This is a genomic window from Williamsia muralis (genome assembly GCF_002735905.1).
Classification (GTDB): domain Bacteria; phylum Actinomycetota; class Actinomycetes; order Mycobacteriales; family Mycobacteriaceae; genus Williamsia; species Williamsia muralis_A.
In genome coordinates this window covers 658,695-674,316 of sequence record NZ_PEBD01000004.1, presented here as the reverse complement: position 1 = coordinate 674,316, position 15,622 = coordinate 658,695, and the positions used below count along the sequence as shown (strand labels likewise).

The window sequence follows — 15,622 nt, the reverse complement described above, 5'->3', positions numbered from 1 at the left end:
CATGAGTGGCCCGCATATCATCTACTGGATGAGCCCCGACCAGCCAATCAGTCTGGCCGACGACCTCGCCCGCCGCGACGACGATCAACTGCTCGATCTCCTGCAGTCCCGGCCGGATCTGGCGAGCCCTCCCCCACCCGGGGTCGAGGTGCTTGCGCAGCGCGCGATGTCGGCGGCCTCGATCAACCGCTGCGGCGAAGACCTGGACCTGCTGGCGGTGGCGGTGCTCGAGACGATCGCGGCACTGGGTTCGCGATCCGATCAGACCCGTGGGCTGTCGCCTGTGTCCACCGACGCCATCGTCGAGGCGCTGTCTGAGCGAGCCGCACCCGACGCCATCCGCGCGCGCATCGACAACCTGGTCGACCTCGCGCTGCTGTGGGGGCCGCCAGATGCGCTGGTCACCGGACCGCACATGGCTGCGGCGTGGCCGTGGCGTTCACGTCTTGCGACCGCTCCTGTCAACGCGTTGTCGCTCGCCGAGATCCGAGCGAAGATCGACGCCCTCGGCGACCGGGAGCGTGACCTGTTGTCCACGCTGGCGTCCGGACCCGGCCTCGGACGAACCCGTGACGCCGGGCTCGGACCCGAGTCGGATCGGCCGGTCCCGAGGTTGGTCCATCAGGGACTGCTGCTGGTGGTCGATGAGCAGACCGTTGAATTGCCGGTGGTGATCGGCCAGCTCATCCGCGGCGAGGATCCAGCCGAGCCATTCGAGCTGCGGCCGCCGGAGCTCTCCGGTGGCGGTGGACGCAAGGTCGGGCTGGCCGAGGTCGATGCCGCGGCCGGTGGCGAAGCGCTCGAGTTCCTGCGGCACAGCGCCGACGCCATCGAGACCCTCGGCGCCCACCCGGCGGCGGTTCTGAGGGCCGGCGGAATGGGCGTTCGGGAGATCCGTCGACTCGCCAAGGCCTTGTCCGTGGACGAGAAGCGGGTGGGCCTGGTCATCGAGGTGCTCGCCGGACTCCGCCTCATCGATTCCGGGTTCCCCGTGCCCGACCCATCGGACGGTCTCGAACCGTCATGGGCCCCGACCACGTCCGTCGACAGTTGGTCGCATCAGGCACCTGAGCGCCGATGGTTCTCCATCGCCTCGGGTTGGCTGGATCTGCACCGCAGGCCGTGGCAGATCGGCGGACGTACGCCCGACGGCACGTTGATCGGCGCGCTGGTCGGTGCGATGCCCGAAGGTGCTGCCCGCGCCGAGCGGCTTCTTGTGCTCCAGGCGCTGGCCGAGGCCAAACCCGGTGCCGACGTCACACCGGTCGCCCTGGGCAGGCACATCGCGTGGCGCCATCCCCGGTGGCTTCGCCGCATGCCGCAGTCGACGATCATCGAAACTCTCGCCGAGGCCCAGTCACTGGGCCTGGTGGCTCACGGCGCCCTGACGTCGGCGGGCCGCGAACTCATCGCAACCGGCACACCCGACGAGGTCGAGGCGGCCACGGTCGCGGCGATGGCAAAGTCCATCCCCGCTCCCATCGACTTCTTCCTGGCTCAGGCGGATCTGACCGTGACCGCCCCGGGGCCGCTGACCCCGGAACTCGCCGCTGACCTGGCTCTGGTCGCGGACCTGGAGTCCGGCGGCGCGGCCTCGGTGTACCGGGTGTCGGAGTCCTCGGTGCGCCGCGCCCTCGACGCGGGCCGTACCGGCACCGAGCTGATGACGCTGTTCACGTCCCACTCGAAGACCCCTGTGCCGCAGTCACTCTCATATCTCATCGACGATGTCGCGCGTAAGCACGGACAGCTGCGCGTCGGCGTGGCCAGTACATTCATCCGTTGCGAGGACCCGACGACCCTCGCGGCGGTGCTCAATTCACCGGTGGCCGAACAGTTGTCGCTGCGTGCGCTGGCCCCGACCGTCGCGGTGTGCGACGACCCCATCATCGACGTCCTGGACATCCTGCGGGCGGGCGGATTCGCCCCGGCGGGCGAGGATTCGGCCGGTGAACTGGTGGACCTGCGCACGCGCGGCGCTCGGCTACCGACTCCGCGGGAACGCCGAGCGTCGGCACGCAAGCCGTCGCTCAGCTCACCCGCTCGCGATCGGCTGGCTGCGGTGGTGGGTCACATGCGGTCACAGGACGCGGCGAACGCAGCCACGCTCACGGCGGCCGGGGCCGGAGGGTCGTCGGTGACCGGCGGCGGCCTGCCTGCGACCGCATTGCTGCAGACCGCGCTGGCGAACAAGCAGTCGGTACGCCTGGGGTACGTCAACGCCGAGGGCTTTGCGTCCAAACACGTGGTGGTGCCGCGGATGATCGGTGCCGGCCAGGTGATCGCCCTGGACCCGGGCAGCAACGACGAGCACCGGTTCTCGCTTCACCGGATAACCAGTGTGGAGATCGTCGATTGATTCAGAGCGCGGCCACCACGTCGCTGACCTGCGCTTCGGTCCAGTTCGTGGCGGGCCGATGCTCCCGGGAAGTTCGGCGGCCTGCTGCTTGTTGATCACGAAGTGAGTTGCCAGATGGAGCAGCTCCCGATCCCCCGGCCACCGCTCGTGGCACAAACTGCTGCTTCTGAGGAGAATGGTTCCTTGTGACTGACGGACCGTTGATCGTGCAATCGGACAAGACCCTTCTACTGGAGGTCGACCACCCCCAGGCTGCTGAGGCGCGGGCCGCGATTGCGCCGTTCGCCGAGCTCGAGAGGGCTCCCGAGCACGTGCACACCTACCGCGTGACCCCGCTCGCGCTGTGGAACGCTCGTGCCGCCGGGCACGACGCCGAGCAGGTGGTCGATGCGCTGGTCACGTTCTCGCGTTATGCGGTGCCGCAGCCTCTGCTGATGGATGTCGTCGACACCATGGGCCGCTTCGGCCGGCTACAGCTGGTGAAGAGTCCGGTGCACGGATTGACCCTGGTCAGCTTCGACCGCGCGGTGCTGGTCGAGATCATGCGTAACAAGAAGGTGGCGCCGATGCTGGGCGCCCGGGTGGACGACGACACGGTCATCGTTCATCCCTCCGAGCGCGGCCGTCTCAAACAGATCCTGCTGAAGGTGGGCTGGCCTGCCGAGGACCTCGCCGGGTATGTCGATGGCGAAGCCCACGAGATCAAGCTGGACGAGAACGGCTGGGAGCTGCGTGACTACCAGCAGCTTGCCGCCGAGTCGTTCTGGGCCGGCGGCTCCGGCGTGGTTGTGCTGCCCTGTGGTGCGGGCAAGACCATGGTGGGTGCGGCCGCGATGGCCACGGCACAGGCCACCACGCTGATCCTCGTGACCAACACGGTCGCAGGCAGGCAGTGGAAGCGCGAGCTCATCGCACGCACGTCGCTGACCGAAGAAGAGATCGGCGAGTACTCGGGCGAGCGCAAGGAGATCCGCCCTGTCACCATCGCGACCTATCAGGTGATGACCCGCAAATCCAAGGGCGAGTACCGGAATCTTGATCTGTTCGACTCCCGCGACTGGGGGCTGATCATCTATGACGAGGTCCACCTGCTGCCCGCGCCGGTGTTCCGGATGACGGCTGATCTGCAGTCGCGGCGCCGCCTCGGTCTCACCGCCACGTTGGTCCGTGAGGACGGCCGTGAAGGCGACGTCTTCAGTCTGATCGGGCCCAAGCGCTACGACGCGCCGTGGAAGGACATCGAGGCGCAGGGCTGGATCGCCCCCGCCGAGTGCATCGAGGTGCGGGTGACACTCACCGACAACGAGCGCCTCGAATACGCGGTCGCCGAGCCGGAGGAGAAGTACAAACTCTGCTCGACGGCGCACACCAAGATCAATGTGGTGAAGTCGATCCTCGAGCAGCACAAGGACTCTCAGACGCTGATCATCGGCGCCTATCTGGACCAGCTCGACGAACTCGGCGCTGCCCTCGACGCTCCCGTGATCAAGGGGTCGACGAAGAACAAGGAGCGCGAGGAGTTGTTCGCGAAGTTCCGCACCGGCGAGATCCAGACGCTGGTGGTCTCGAAGGTCGCGAACTTCTCCATCGATCTCCCCGAGGCGTCGGTCGCGGTCCAGGTGTCGGGCACATTCGGTTCTCGTCAGGAAGAAGCGCAGCGGCTCGGACGTTTGCTGCGCCCGAAGGCCGACGGAGGTCAGGCGCACTTCTATTCGGTCGTCTCCCGCGACACGGTGGACGCCGATTACGCGGCACACCGCCAGCGGTTCCTCGCCGAGCAGGGCTACGCATACCGGATCACCGATGCCGACGATCTACTCGGACCCGCCGTCGGCTGACGATCTTTCGACTGACGATCTGACAGAGGGTCCGTCGACCGACGACGCGGCGGCGGCGGACCCACCGGCAATGGGCATCTGACGATCAGCAAACTGTAAGCTGTCGAGGTGTCCACTGCGACGTTCGAGCGGAGTGACCCGCAGCTTTTGTCGGTCGGCTATCGGCTCACCGGCAGTGTTGTCGCTGCCCTCGGCATAGCGGCCGACGGCGGTTCCACCTCAGACCCGGCAGACCGCTTGGTCCGCACAGTGCGGGCCGCCCTCGCGGCACTGCAGGCGGTTGCGGTACGCAAACAGACGTACACCGGGCCGTGGCTTCCCGAACCCATTGTCCTCGAACCCGATTCGTTCGAGGACCCGCTGGCGTCGGCCGTGGCAGGCGACGGCGCACGCCTGGCCACAATGGTGGCCCTCGAATCACTGTCCCCCACCACCCGCATCTCGTACGTGCTGCGGGACTGTTTCGGAACAGACGCCGGACAGATCGCCGGCGCACTGGCCATCTCGGCCGACAAGGTCAACCGGCTCGCCGACAAGGGTGCCGGGCTGATGGCCGACACGCTGCAGCCCGACAGCATCGAAGACCACAACGAGGTCGTTGCGCAAGGTGTGCTCGCGCTGACGCTGGGCGACATGGAATCGCTTGCCGCACTTGCTCACCCGGATCTGACGTACCTTGCCGACAGCAACGGGGTCACGAGGTCGGCAACCGGCCCGATCGTCGGCTCGGCCACCGTTCTGCGACTGCTGTCCACCGTGATGACGCGGTACGGCAGCGAGATGACCCGCCACACGCGGCCCGTGCTCATCAACGGCGAGATGGGCCTGCTCACCGACGCCGGGATCCGGGAACAGAGCCCGCTGCATCGGCGGGTGACGGCGCTGGCCGTCAGCGGCGGCAAGATCGTCGCGGTGTACGACCTGTCGAATCCGGACAAGCTCACCGGGACACCACTGTTCCGATGACCAGCGAAAAGAAGCCGGCAGCCCGCATGCGGACGGTCAAGCGCCTACAGCCGTTCTCGTCCACCATCTTCGCCGAGATGTCGCAGCTGGCGGCCGAGCACGATGCCATCAATCTCGGTCAGGGATTCCCGGACACCGACGGCCCGGCGGCGATGCTCGCCGCGGCACAAGAGGCCATCGCGACCGGCCAGAACCAGTATCCGCCCGGTCCAGGCATCCCGGCCCTGCGGGAGGCGGTGGCCCAGCACCAACTCGATCACTATGGCCTGCAGTATGATCCGGCCACCGAGATACTGATCACGGTCGGCGCCACCGAGGCGATCGCCGGAGCGATCATCGGGCTGGTCGAGCCCGGTCGGCGCGTGGTGATGATCGAGCCGTATTACGACGCCTACGCCGCCGCGACAGCGATGGCCGGTGCCGAGCGGGTGACCATACCTCTGATCGCCGACGGCGAGGGTTTTGCACTCGACCACGATGCGCTTCATGCGGCCGTCACCCCCGAGACGGCCATGGTGGTGATCAACAGTCCGCACAACCCCACCGGCACAGTGCTTTCCGATGCGGATCTGAGGGCCATCGCCCAGGTCTGCATCGACAACGACGTGCTGGTACTGACCGACGAGGTCTACGAGCACCTGGTGTTCGACGGGCGGGTACACACTCCGCTGGCCACGTTGCCGGGCATGCGGGAGCGCACGCTGCGCGTGTCGTCGGCAGGCAAGACCTTCAACGTCACCGGCTGGAAGGTCGGGTGGATCAGCGGTCCGGCCGAGTTGATCGCAGCTGCCCGAGCCGCCAAGCAGTTCATGAGCTTTGTCGGCAGCGGTCCGTTCCAGCCGGCCATCGCCGTCGCCCTGGGCACGGAGATGGAATGGGTCCGACGATCGTCGGCCGGACTGCAGCGTAAGCGTGACCTCATCTCCGCCGCGCTGACGGACGTGGGCTTCGGCGTTCACCGCAGCGAGGGCACGTATTTCGTCTGCGCCGACCCCCGGCCACTCGGCTACCACGACGGCACGGAGTTCTGCCGCGATCTGCCCGCTCGTATCGGGGTGGCCGCGGTTCCGGTCAGCGCGTTCGTCGACCACCCCGAGCAGTGGACCCATCTGGTGCGGTTCGCGTTCGCCAAGGAGGACGTCGTGATCGAACAGGCAGCCGAGCGTCTTCGCGCCCTGTCCTGACGGCCGAAGGCCTGGGCAGACAGCCGAAGGCCTGGGCAGACGCCGAACGCCGGGTCAGACGTCGGCGCCGACCGGCAGCAACCGCAGCAGCACATCGTTCACCGTGATGATTCCCGGCTCACCTCTGTCGTCGTCGACCACCACCATCACGTGGTTGCTCTCGGACTTGGCCCTCTGCAGCGCCTCGTAGACCGGAGTCGCCCCGGGCAGTGTCAGCACCGGGCGCATCAGGTCCAGTGCGGGACTGCTCTGCGACATCCCGATGGTGTCGCGCACGTGGACCATTCCGTCCACCGAGTGGCGGCCCCTGATCAGGATTCGGAGATGTCCACTGCCGGCGGCGGCTTCGCGAACCTGCGCCACGGTCGCATCGGCTCGGACACTCACCGGTTCGATGCCCGGTGTCAGCAGCTCCCCGATCGTCACGCTCTCCAACTGCAGAGCTGCCATCAACTGGCCGTGGTAGCGCTCGTCGAGCGTGCCGACCGTCGCCGAGTGTTCGACGAGGTGCCGTAGCGTTGCCGAGTCCTGCCCGGACTCGAGCTCGTCGACCGGCTCGACTCCCACCTTGGCCAGGAACCAGTTCGCCATATGGTTGAGCGCCAACAAGATCGGCCGCGTGAGCACCATGAAACCCCTCATCGGCAATGCGAGCAGCGTCGCCGACCGTTCGGGATGTGCAATGGCCCATGACTTCGGTGCCATCTCACCGACAACCAGGTGCAGGAAGGTGACGATGATGAGGGCGAGCACAAATCCGGCCACGTCCGCGAGCCATGACGGCGCGCCCCAGTCATCGAACAGTGGGGTGAGCCAGTGGTGCACAGCGGGTTTGGTGACCGCACCGAGGGCCAGGGTGCAGACGGTGATGCCCAACTGCGAACCCGCCAGCAACACCGACAGTTCGGACGCACTTCGCAGTGCGGCGCGAGCCGCGCGGCTGTCGGGTGCGGCATCTTCGAGCCGATGACGACGTGCGGCTATCAGCGCGAACTCGACGGCGACGAAGAAGGCACTGGCAGCGATCAACGCCACCGTGATGGCCAGGACAATCCATGGACTACTCATGAGTGGATCTCCGAACCGCTGATCGTCACCAGCAGCGATGACGGGACCCGGTTGTCGACGGCCAGCACCTGTGCCTTCAGAACTCGCGGGGCCGGGGTCGACTCGTCGACCAGGTCGGCCGGGTCGGGCGAAAGTGGGATGGCAACAACGTCGTTCACGGCGGGGAAGTCGGCGAACCTGGAAACCACCAGACCCGAGAGCGTTTCGACATCGCCTTCCGGAATCCGGTGTCCCACCAGTCGCTCCACTTCGTCGAGGTGCACATCCCCGGCGATCGTCCAGCCGTCCTCGCGCGACCCGCTGATCGCGAGGCGACCGTCGTCGTGTTCGTCGGCGATGTCGCCCACCAGTTCCTCGGCGATGTCCTCGATGGTGATGACTCCGGCAAATCCGCCGTACTCGTCCACCACGAGTGCCATCTCCGCCGATGCGCCCACCAATCGCGTGACCACCTGCGGCAGAGGAAGACTGGTGGGTACGATCACCGCTTCGCGCATGCAGGACGCAGCATCTGCACCGTCCGGCTGCGCCGACAGCAGGTCATGCAGGTCGATCACACCCAGCAGATCATCGGAAGTCGTACCGACCACGGGGTAACGCGTGTGGCCACTCCCCATGGTTGTCAGCACCTGCGTCACCGGGGTGTCGGCACGCACGGTGTCCACCCGGGCGCGCGGCACCATCGCGTGTTCGGCGGTGCGATCGGGGAAGTCGAGGATCCGGTCGAGCAGCGCGGAGAGTTCCGCGGGCAACTCGCCGGCGTCGCGAGACCTGGCGACGATGTGCTCGAGATCGCGAGCGGTCGCCGAGTGCTCCACGTCGTGCACCGGCTCGATGCGCAGGGCGCGCAGCAACAGGTTCGATGACTGATCGAACAACCAGATCAACCAACCGAAGAGCGAGAGGTAGATGGTGGTCGACAGGGCCAGCCAGCGCGCGACGGGTTCGGGCCGCGCGATTGCGAGGTTCTTCGGAAACAGCTCGCCGAAGAGCATCTGGACGAAGGTCGAGAACACAACCGCGATGACGGCGCCGACGGCGATGCCCACGCCGGTGGGGATGCCGACTCCGCCGAGCAATTCGCCCAGTCCCCGGCCGATGAGCGGTTCGGCGACATAGCCGACCAGCAGGCCGGTCACGGTGATCCCGAGCTGCGCCCCGGACAACATGAATGACGTGCGCCTTGTGACCTTGAGCGCGCGGGCGGCTCCGGCATCACCTGCCTCGGCCCGGGCCTTGAGACGCGACCGGTCAACTGACATGAATGCGAACTCTTGGGCGACGAAATAGCCGGTCATCGCGGTGATGAGGAGGACAACGCCGATACCGAGAGCGATGGTCAGGACAATCAACGTCGGGTCAACCCCGCTCGCGATTGCTGGCTGGTGATGCTGGACAAGAATGGGCGCGATGCGCTCGACATGACTCTTTCTGGCAGATGGCGCGTTCGTCGGCGACGAACCGTCGTTGGTAAAGAGATACTTTACCTAACGTTTCGTAGTCTCGCCACCGATTGCATTCGCACGCGTGTTCGATGCGAGCTATCCTGGGTTCATGAATGCCGGTCGCCAGGCCTCGTTGTTCGAGGAAGCATCCACGGACCCGGTGCTGTCGGAGCTGGGAAGCGCAGTGGTCAGGCGCCCGCTCACACACGGCGCCTGGGTGGATCTGCGGCCCGGCTGGATAGTCGGCGCGGACGAACTGTTCAACCGCCTGTCTGCCGACGTCCCGTGGCGCGACGAGCGACGCACGATGTACGACCGGGTACTCGATGTGCCCCGTCTGCTGTGCCACTACGGGGAACATGCGCAACTGCCGCACCCCCTGTTGGACAGATGTCGCGACGCCCTCGGCCATCATTACCGCCGCGAGCTACCCGAAGGGTTCGCCACCGCCGGACTCTGCCTGTACCGCGACGGAAACGACAGTGTGGCCTGGCATGGAGACAAGATCGGCCGGGGCAAGACCGAAGACACGATGGTCGCCATCGTGTCCCTCGGCTCACCCCGGCCACTCCTGTTACGTCCGGTCGGCGGCGGCGCGTCGTTGAAATTCACCGTCGGCCACGGCGACCTGCTCGTCATGGGCGGCAGCTGCCAGCGCACTTGGGAGCACGCGGTGCCCAAGACCACCGGTGTGGGACCCCGCGTCAGCGTGCAGTTCCGGCCGCGCGGAGTGCTGTGAGTCGGACTACCGCGACACCTGCTCGAACGAGTACTCGACCCCGGTGAGTGATTCGGACAGGTCCCACAGTCCGGCGGCCATCAGCTCGTCGTGTGATCGCTTGTTCGACTTTGCGGGACCGGGTGCGCCGCGCATCCCGCCCAACTGGGTCGGACCATAGAAGGCACCCGAACGCGCCTGCGGTGACGTTGCTGCATACAGCTGAGGAAGCGCGCCGTCGGCAGCGGACTGGGCGACGTACGAGCCACCCAGCGCCATCACGCGATCCCAGATCGACTCGGTGTGCGACTGCAACTCCGTGGACGCGTAACCAGGGTGCGCCAGAACTGATTTCACGTGCGAGCCCACCGCGGTGAGGCGTTTGGCCAATTCATACCCGAACAGCAGGTTGGCCAGTTTGGACTGACCGTAGGCGGGCCACCGCGAGTACCGACGCTGGCGGTAGTTGGGGTCTTCGAGGTTCATCTTGCCGATCTGGTGCATGGTCGATGACAACGTCACCACCCGGTCGGACACCTTGGGCAAGAGCAGACCCGTGAGCGCGAAGTGCCCCAGATGATTTGTGCCGAACTGCATTTCGAAACCATCTGCGGTGCGCCCCTGCGGGACTGCCATGACACCGGCGTTGTTGATCAGCACGTCGATCGATCCCGTCCGCTCGGCGCATGCGCGGACCGAGTCCAGGCTCGCCAGGTCGAGTTGGGTGATCGTGGCGTTGTCACCGATCCGCGCGGCGACCGGCTCCGCCTTGGCGACGTTGCGGCAGGCGAGGATCACCTGCGCGCCCGCGGCGCCCAACGCGAGTGCGCTCTGCTCACCGAGCCCGCTGTTCGCTCCGGTGATGAAGAATGTCCGTCCGGTTTGGTCAGGAATATCCGATGTGTTCCAGCTCATGCTCACAACCTACCTTCGTTCGGGTCCCGCTCGGTTCGTTCGAAACATCTCATCGTCGAGGACGCAGTCCCAACACCGTCGCCGGTATCTTCAGCGCGCCCTCGACCAGCGTTCGTAGGTTCCACTCTTCCGAATCCTTCGCCACGGCAACGGTGTACAGCTTGGTGGGCTCGGCGCGACCACGTAGCACCAGCGAGCCGATCGAGTGCCACTCTCCGGACTCGACCTCCGACGCCGCAAGCGCCGAACCACTGGCCAGCACATGCGAACGCACCGATTTGGCGGCCTCGGACAGCCGTGCCGATTCGTTGACGGCGTCTCCCACCACGGTGTATTCGTATCGGGTGGTCGCGCCGATGTTGCCGGCAAACACCACACCTGCCGAGACGCCGATCGAAAACCGCAGTGGCCGCAGCACTTCGAGTTCGGCATGCAGATCGCGCGCCGCCGCGAGCGCGGCTCCCGCCGGGTCGTCCACGGTGCTGGGCGCCCCGAAGATCGCCAGCGCCGCATCACCCTCGAACTTGTTGATGAAGCCGCTGTGCCGATCGACGACATCGGCGACGATCGCGAAGAAGCTGTTCAAGATGGCCGCCACGGTGTCAGGGGCTTCGCGTTCGGCGAGTCGGGTGGATCCCTGGATGTCGACGAAAAGGACTCCGACAAAGGTGTTCTCGCCGTGGAAGCCGTCGCCACGTTCCATGGCGAGCTTGGCGACACCGTCGCCCACATGTCGCTCGAAGAGTTCGCGGATCTGTTCGCGCTCGGCGAGTCCGCTGACCATGTCGTTGAATCCCTGCTGCAGGATGCCGAGTTCGGAGGAGTCATAGACGTCGAGCACGGGATACGTGTGCGCCACCTGTACCTCCTCCATACCCACGCGGATCTCACGCAGCGGGTCGGTGATGGACCGAGACACCAAGAAGGTGGCGCGTATTCCGCCGAGGAGGCAGAACGTCGCCAGCACGATGGTGGGGGCGTCCAGCACATAGCGATTCTCGGGCAACCAACCTGTCGCGCGGCCCACGTTGATGGCGATGATGCCCAGCAACGGCACCGCGGAGAACACGATCCACACGGCGAGAAGCCGTTCGCGGACACCCAGCAGCGACCCGGCGAGAACTCCATCACGCATTGCGATGGCGACGATCGGTCGCGAAACACGTTCGACGAGAAGGTAGGTGAGACAACCGGCAGATGTTCCCGCCATCAGGAACGCAGAGCCGAACACCACGAACTCGACTGCGGTACCGCCCAGCCCGAAGGGTATGTAGATCGCCGCCCCGGTTGTCCACGTGACCATGGCCGCACTTGCCTGCTGCAACGGCATCATCTGGATCGATCGTCGCCGGGCGGGTGAGGCCGCGACGGCCTTGGTGAACCACATCAACTGCGGATACACCAGGTAGGCGCTCAGGCTCCCACCGATGAGAAGAGCGCCGACCACGGAGGCGATGATCACCGGAACGTTCGACGTGTCGACCATCCCCCACACACTCAACTCACCGCCGGTCATCACCAGCCGCACCATCACGATCATCTCGATCGACGCAAAGGTGTTGCTGGCGACCAAACCGAGACCGGCGAGGATGAGGAAGCGATTGGCCACATGCCGCCGGCTCGCCGGGCCGTCTTGACTGGGATCGGGCACCCCGATCAGGAACTCATCGATTCGCCGAACCGCCCGTGACGCGCCGACGAGAGGTGAGGAGGCAGCGTGAGCCCGGGCGATGCGGCCGCGACGCGACAACTTGGCCACTGCGGCACGCTTGCCGGAGACGCCACTGAGCAGCGATCGCCAGCCGATCGGGTGCGCCATCGTCGGATTCCGCCTTCTCTCGCCGCTGATCATGCCCCCGGACGTGGCCAGATCGCGATCGAAGTCACGGCTGAGTATACATAGCGCAACTCGAGTTGCGTTAGAGTCGATCAGTGACCCAGTCCAGTTCGCCGAAGCGGCCCGTGCGCTCTCATCGTCGCGGTGCTGCGGTGCGCGACGGGGTCATGTCGGCGGCGGTGCACGAGTTGCTCAACGTCGGGTTCGACGGGCTCACCATCGCGCAGGTGGCCGACCGCGCAGGCGTGCACGTCACGTCGGTATACCGGCGGTGGAAGACCAAGGAGCAACTGGTCACCGATGCGTTGATCAACCACCTCGACCCATCGATACCCGCGCCCGACACCGGTTCGCTGCGGGGCGACCTGATCGCAATGTGTGCCGACCTCAACGTGTCGCTCACCAGCCCACAGATGAAGGCCTTGCTGAGATTGTCTGCGATGCCTGTGGAGATCGATCCACTCGGCGACGCCCGGCGGCGCATCATCGACGCCAGGACCGAGGCACTCAAGACGGTGTTCGCGCGGGCCGTCGACCGGGGTGAGCTCAGTGCGGACAATCAGCCCGACTACTCCATCGCAGTCGAGGTGATCCATGCGCCGATCTACGCGCGGGTGCTGCTCAACCGCGAGCCGGTGACCGGCGACTTCGTGGCCTCACTGGTCGACATGCTGCTGACCGGACTCGGCGGGACCCGCTCCCCCACATGAAACTCGCGCCGCCTGCCTGCGATCGCTCCGGTTGCACCCGGTGCGCACGTCGGCAAGCGGCGCGAATTTTAAGAGGGTGGGGGCGCAGCACACGGCCCACACAACGCCAAACGGCGGCCGCGTCACCGGGTTCATCCGGTCGCGGCCGCCGTGGCGGATGCCTGATCGGGGGAATCAGGCACGAGGAGTGAGATCAGGCTGCGGCTTTGCCGGCCTCGATCTCGAGGGTGATGGTGATCTTGTCGCCGACGACGGTGCCGCCGGTCTCCAGGGGCATGTCGATGTCGATGCCGAAGTCCTTGCGGTTGAGCACAACCGAGGCCTCGAAGCCTGCGACGGGGCCGTTGCCCATACCGGGGTTCACGCCGTTGAACTCGAGCTTGAGGGTGACGGGCTTGGTCACGCCGTGGAGGGTGAAGTCGCCGTCGAGCAGGTAGTCGCCGCCGTCCGGCTTCACCGAGGTGGAGGTGAAGGTGGCGGTCGGGTACTTCTCGACCTCGAAGAAGTCAGCAGACTTGATGTGGCCGTCGCGCTGTTCGTTGCCGGTGTTGATCGAGTTGACGTCGATCTCGGCGGTGACGGAGGGGTTGCCGTTCTCGTCGACCGTGATGGCGCCGGAGAAGTTCTCGAACTTGCCGCGAACCTTGCTCACCATGAGGTGACGGACGGAGAAGTTGACGGCCGAGTGAACCGGATCGATGGTCCAGGTGCCGGTCTCGAGTGCGTTGTTTACTGCAGTGCTCATGTGGTGGTCTCCCTAATCGAGCTGTGGTTTCGCCTACGTGAAGTTTAAACGGACCTTGGTCCGAATAATTCCCAACTCATCGGATCAGTCCGACTGAGGATCGCTGAACTGGGGCTATGTCCGCTGAATGTGACCGGAACCACATTCAGTGAGTCGGATTTGCCGCATAATTCGGTGCATTCAGGCGGCTCGAGAACAGGTGGTTACCCATGGCCGACACGGACGTCCTCATCGCGGGTGCAGGACCGATCGGCCTCACCGCCGCCATCGAACTGCGACGGCGCGGCGTACGATGCCGCATCGTCGACCCGTTGCTCCAACCCCCGCAGTACGCGAAAGCTGTCGGCGTACAGCCGCGCACGCTGGAGGTCTTCGAGGGGATGGGTGTTCTGCGCCAGGTCCTGGACGCGGCCATCCAGATGCGTGGCCAGATCGTGTACGTCAACGGCGAGCGCGTCAATCAACTGGAATTGACACTGCCCGACGACATCCCCTTCGGGTTCACGGCCATTCCCCAGTACGACACCGAGCGCATCCTGCGCGACCGGCTGGCCACCCTCGACCTCCCCATCGAGCGTGGCCTTCGTCTGACCGGTTTCGAGCAGGACGCCGACGGTGTCCGGGCGACGTTGGCCGGCGATGACGGCGAGCAGACGGTGCACGCCCGCTATCTCATCGGCTGCGACGGCGCGCACAGCATCACCCGCAAGACCCTGGGCCTGACGTTCGAGGGCGCGGCGTTCGATGAGCAATACATGCTGGGTGATGTCGAGGTCGACTGGGATCAGCCGGCCGGATTCGGCATCCGGTCCATGCATCAGACCGACGGGGCCACCGACGACCTCCTGGTCTGCATCCCGCTACCCGGCCGCGGCCGCTACCGCATGTCGATGCTGGTGCCCGATGAACTGACGGCGAAGAACACGACTACAGACTCCGGCGCGGTCGCGCACGGTTTCGAAGCCGGCCGACAGCCCGAACTCCACCACATCCAGGACGTCCTGGACCGGCTTGCGCCCGAGCCCACCCGCGCGACGAATCTGCGGTGGTCGTCGGTGTTCCGCATCAGTCATCGCATCGTCGATTCCTATGGCACACAGCGGGTGTTCGTCGCAGGCGACGCCGCGCACATCCATCCTCCGACCGGCGCGCAGGGCATGAACACCGGTATCCAGGACGCCCACAATCTGGCCTGGAAGATCGCCTTGGCGGTCGCCGGGCATGCGTCGCCCGACCTGATCGCCAGCTACGACGCCGAGCGCCGTCCGGTCGGTGAGGAGGTGGTCGGCAGAACTGTCCGCAGCGCGCGCGAAGGCATCGGTGCCGACTCCGACGACGTGACCCACATCATGAAGCGTGAGGCCCAGCTCCTCATCGACTACGCCGGCAGTCCGATCCTCGGGGACGCCCCGACAGGCCGGGCGCTCGTCGCGGCCGGCCTGCGAGCTCCCGACGCCACCGGTCTCACCCGACCGGCCGTCAGCGGTAGCTTTCGACTGTTCTCCCTGCTCGACCGTCTTCGGCACACCGCAATCCTGTACGTGGACAACATCTCCGGCATCGACGACCTCACCCAGCTGGAAGATGTCGCGACAACCGCGGCCGGAGCGGCCCACGACCTGCTCGACTCCTATCTGGTGGTTGCTCCGGGCGTCGATCCTGGGCAGAGCTTGCTGCCCGTCATCACAGATTCCGATGGGCTGTTCGCTGCGGCATACGGTCCGGGTGACAGGTCGCTGTACGTCATCCGTCCCGACGGATACCTCGGATACGCCCAGCGCGGCATCGACGCCGGCGCGGTGGTGGACCACCTGAAGAAGACCTTCAGCTGACTCGT

Annotated in this window: 12 protein-coding genes; 7 read left to right on the top strand and 5 right to left on the bottom strand. The window is 66.1% G+C overall.

The window, feature by feature from the left end; all coding sequences use genetic code 11:
* Position 1 precedes the first annotated feature (1 nt).
* From CSW57_RS03845 to CSW57_RS03830, 4 genes are all read left to right on the top strand, one after another.
* Positions 2–2,359, top strand: coding sequence for a helicase-associated domain-containing protein (locus CSW57_RS03845; RefSeq protein WP_099381505.1), 2,358 nt, complete (start codon positions 2–4; stop codon positions 2,357–2,359).
* 185 nt (positions 2,360–2,544) lie between these two features.
* A complete protein-coding gene (locus CSW57_RS03840; protein WP_030169580.1) occupies positions 2,545–4,197 on the top strand; it encodes a DNA repair helicase XPB in 1,653 nt (550 codons plus the stop codon).
* Between the two features lie 108 nt (positions 4,198–4,305).
* Positions 4,306–5,163: an RNA polymerase sigma factor SigJ gene (locus CSW57_RS03835; RefSeq protein WP_099381504.1), complete on the top strand. Its 858-nt coding sequence runs from the start codon at positions 4,306–4,308 to the stop codon at positions 5,161–5,163.
* Positions 5,164–5,189: 26 nt separating this feature from the next.
* A complete protein-coding gene (locus CSW57_RS03830) occupies positions 5,190–6,347 on the top strand; it encodes a pyridoxal phosphate-dependent aminotransferase (protein WP_099382025.1) in 1,158 nt (385 codons plus the stop codon).
* Positions 6,348–6,401: 54 nt separating this feature from the next.
* Here the strand turns inward: CSW57_RS03830 and CSW57_RS03825 are convergent, their stop codons facing one another.
* Complete coding sequence (locus CSW57_RS03825) at positions 6,402–7,415, bottom strand: hemolysin family protein (protein ID WP_099381503.1); 1,014 nt, start codon at positions 7,413–7,415, stop codon at positions 6,402–6,404.
* Positions 7,412–8,767, bottom strand: a complete 1,356-nt coding sequence (locus tag CSW57_RS03820; RefSeq protein ID WP_099381502.1) for a hemolysin family protein — start codon at positions 8,765–8,767, stop codon at positions 7,412–7,414. Before CSW57_RS03820 ends, CSW57_RS03825 begins: the two co-directional genes overlap by 4 nt.
* Positions 8,768–8,969: 202 nt before the next feature.
* Between CSW57_RS03820 and CSW57_RS03815 the strand changes: the two genes are divergently transcribed.
* Complete coding sequence (locus tag CSW57_RS03815; RefSeq protein ID WP_099382024.1) at positions 8,970–9,599, top strand: alpha-ketoglutarate-dependent dioxygenase AlkB; 630 nt, start codon at positions 8,970–8,972, stop codon at positions 9,597–9,599.
* Between the two features lie 6 nt (positions 9,600–9,605).
* Here the strand turns inward: CSW57_RS03815 and CSW57_RS03810 are convergent, their stop codons facing one another.
* Both CSW57_RS03810 and CSW57_RS03805 read right to left on the bottom strand, forming a co-directional pair.
* The gene (locus tag CSW57_RS03810; RefSeq protein ID WP_099382023.1) at positions 9,606–10,493 is read right to left on the bottom strand and encodes an oxidoreductase; all 888 of its coding nucleotides are present in this window, start codon (positions 10,491–10,493) and stop codon (positions 9,606–9,608) included.
* Between the two features lie 49 nt (positions 10,494–10,542).
* A complete protein-coding gene (locus tag CSW57_RS03805; protein WP_099382022.1) occupies positions 10,543–12,312 on the bottom strand; it encodes an adenylate/guanylate cyclase domain-containing protein in 1,770 nt (589 codons plus the stop codon).
* A 113-nt stretch (positions 12,313–12,425) separates the two neighbouring features.
* Between CSW57_RS03805 and CSW57_RS03800 the strand changes: the two genes are divergently transcribed.
* Positions 12,426–13,040, top strand: a complete 615-nt coding sequence (locus CSW57_RS03800; RefSeq protein WP_133248687.1) for a TetR/AcrR family transcriptional regulator — start codon at positions 12,426–12,428, stop codon at positions 13,038–13,040.
* A 193-nt stretch (positions 13,041–13,233) separates the two neighbouring features.
* Here CSW57_RS03800 and CSW57_RS03795 read toward each other — a convergent pair whose 3' ends face one another.
* Positions 13,234–13,785, bottom strand: coding sequence for a YceI family protein (locus CSW57_RS03795; RefSeq protein WP_099381500.1), 552 nt, complete (start codon positions 13,783–13,785; stop codon positions 13,234–13,236).
* Positions 13,786–13,994: 209 nt separating this feature from the next.
* Here CSW57_RS03795 and CSW57_RS03790 point away from each other — a divergent pair, with 209 nt between their 5' ends.
* Positions 13,995–15,617: an FAD-dependent monooxygenase gene (locus tag CSW57_RS03790; RefSeq protein WP_099381499.1), complete on the top strand. Its 1,623-nt coding sequence runs from the start codon at positions 13,995–13,997 to the stop codon at positions 15,615–15,617.
* Positions 15,618–15,622 lie beyond the last annotated feature (5 nt).

What these genes read in the sequence shown, in the direction of transcription:
- CSW57_RS03845 (WP_099381505.1), top strand. Translation starts at nt 2, where the DNA reads ATGAGTGGCCCGCATATCATCTACTGGATGAGCCCCGACCAGCCAATC.
- CSW57_RS03825 (WP_099381503.1), bottom strand. Translation starts at nt 7,415, where the DNA reads ATGAGTAGTCCATGGATTGTCCTGGCCATCACGGTGGCGTTGATCGCT.
- CSW57_RS03810 (WP_099382023.1), bottom strand. Translation starts at nt 10,493, where the DNA reads ATGAGCTGGAACACATCGGATATTCCTGACCAAACCGGACGGACATTC.
- CSW57_RS03805 (WP_099382022.1), bottom strand. Translation starts at nt 12,312, where the DNA reads ATGGCGCACCCGATCGGCTGGCGATCGCTGCTCAGTGGCGTCTCCGGC.
- CSW57_RS03830 (WP_099382025.1), top strand. Translation starts at nt 5,190, where the DNA reads ATGCGGACGGTCAAGCGCCTACAGCCGTTCTCGTCCACCATCTTCGCC.
- CSW57_RS03815 (WP_099382024.1), top strand. Translation starts at nt 8,970, where the DNA reads ATGAATGCCGGTCGCCAGGCCTCGTTGTTCGAGGAAGCATCCACGGAC.
- CSW57_RS03795 (WP_099381500.1), bottom strand. Translation starts at nt 13,785, where the DNA reads ATGAGCACTGCAGTAAACAACGCACTCGAGACCGGCACCTGGACCATC.
- CSW57_RS03790 (WP_099381499.1), top strand. Translation starts at nt 13,995, where the DNA reads ATGGCCGACACGGACGTCCTCATCGCGGGTGCAGGACCGATCGGCCTC.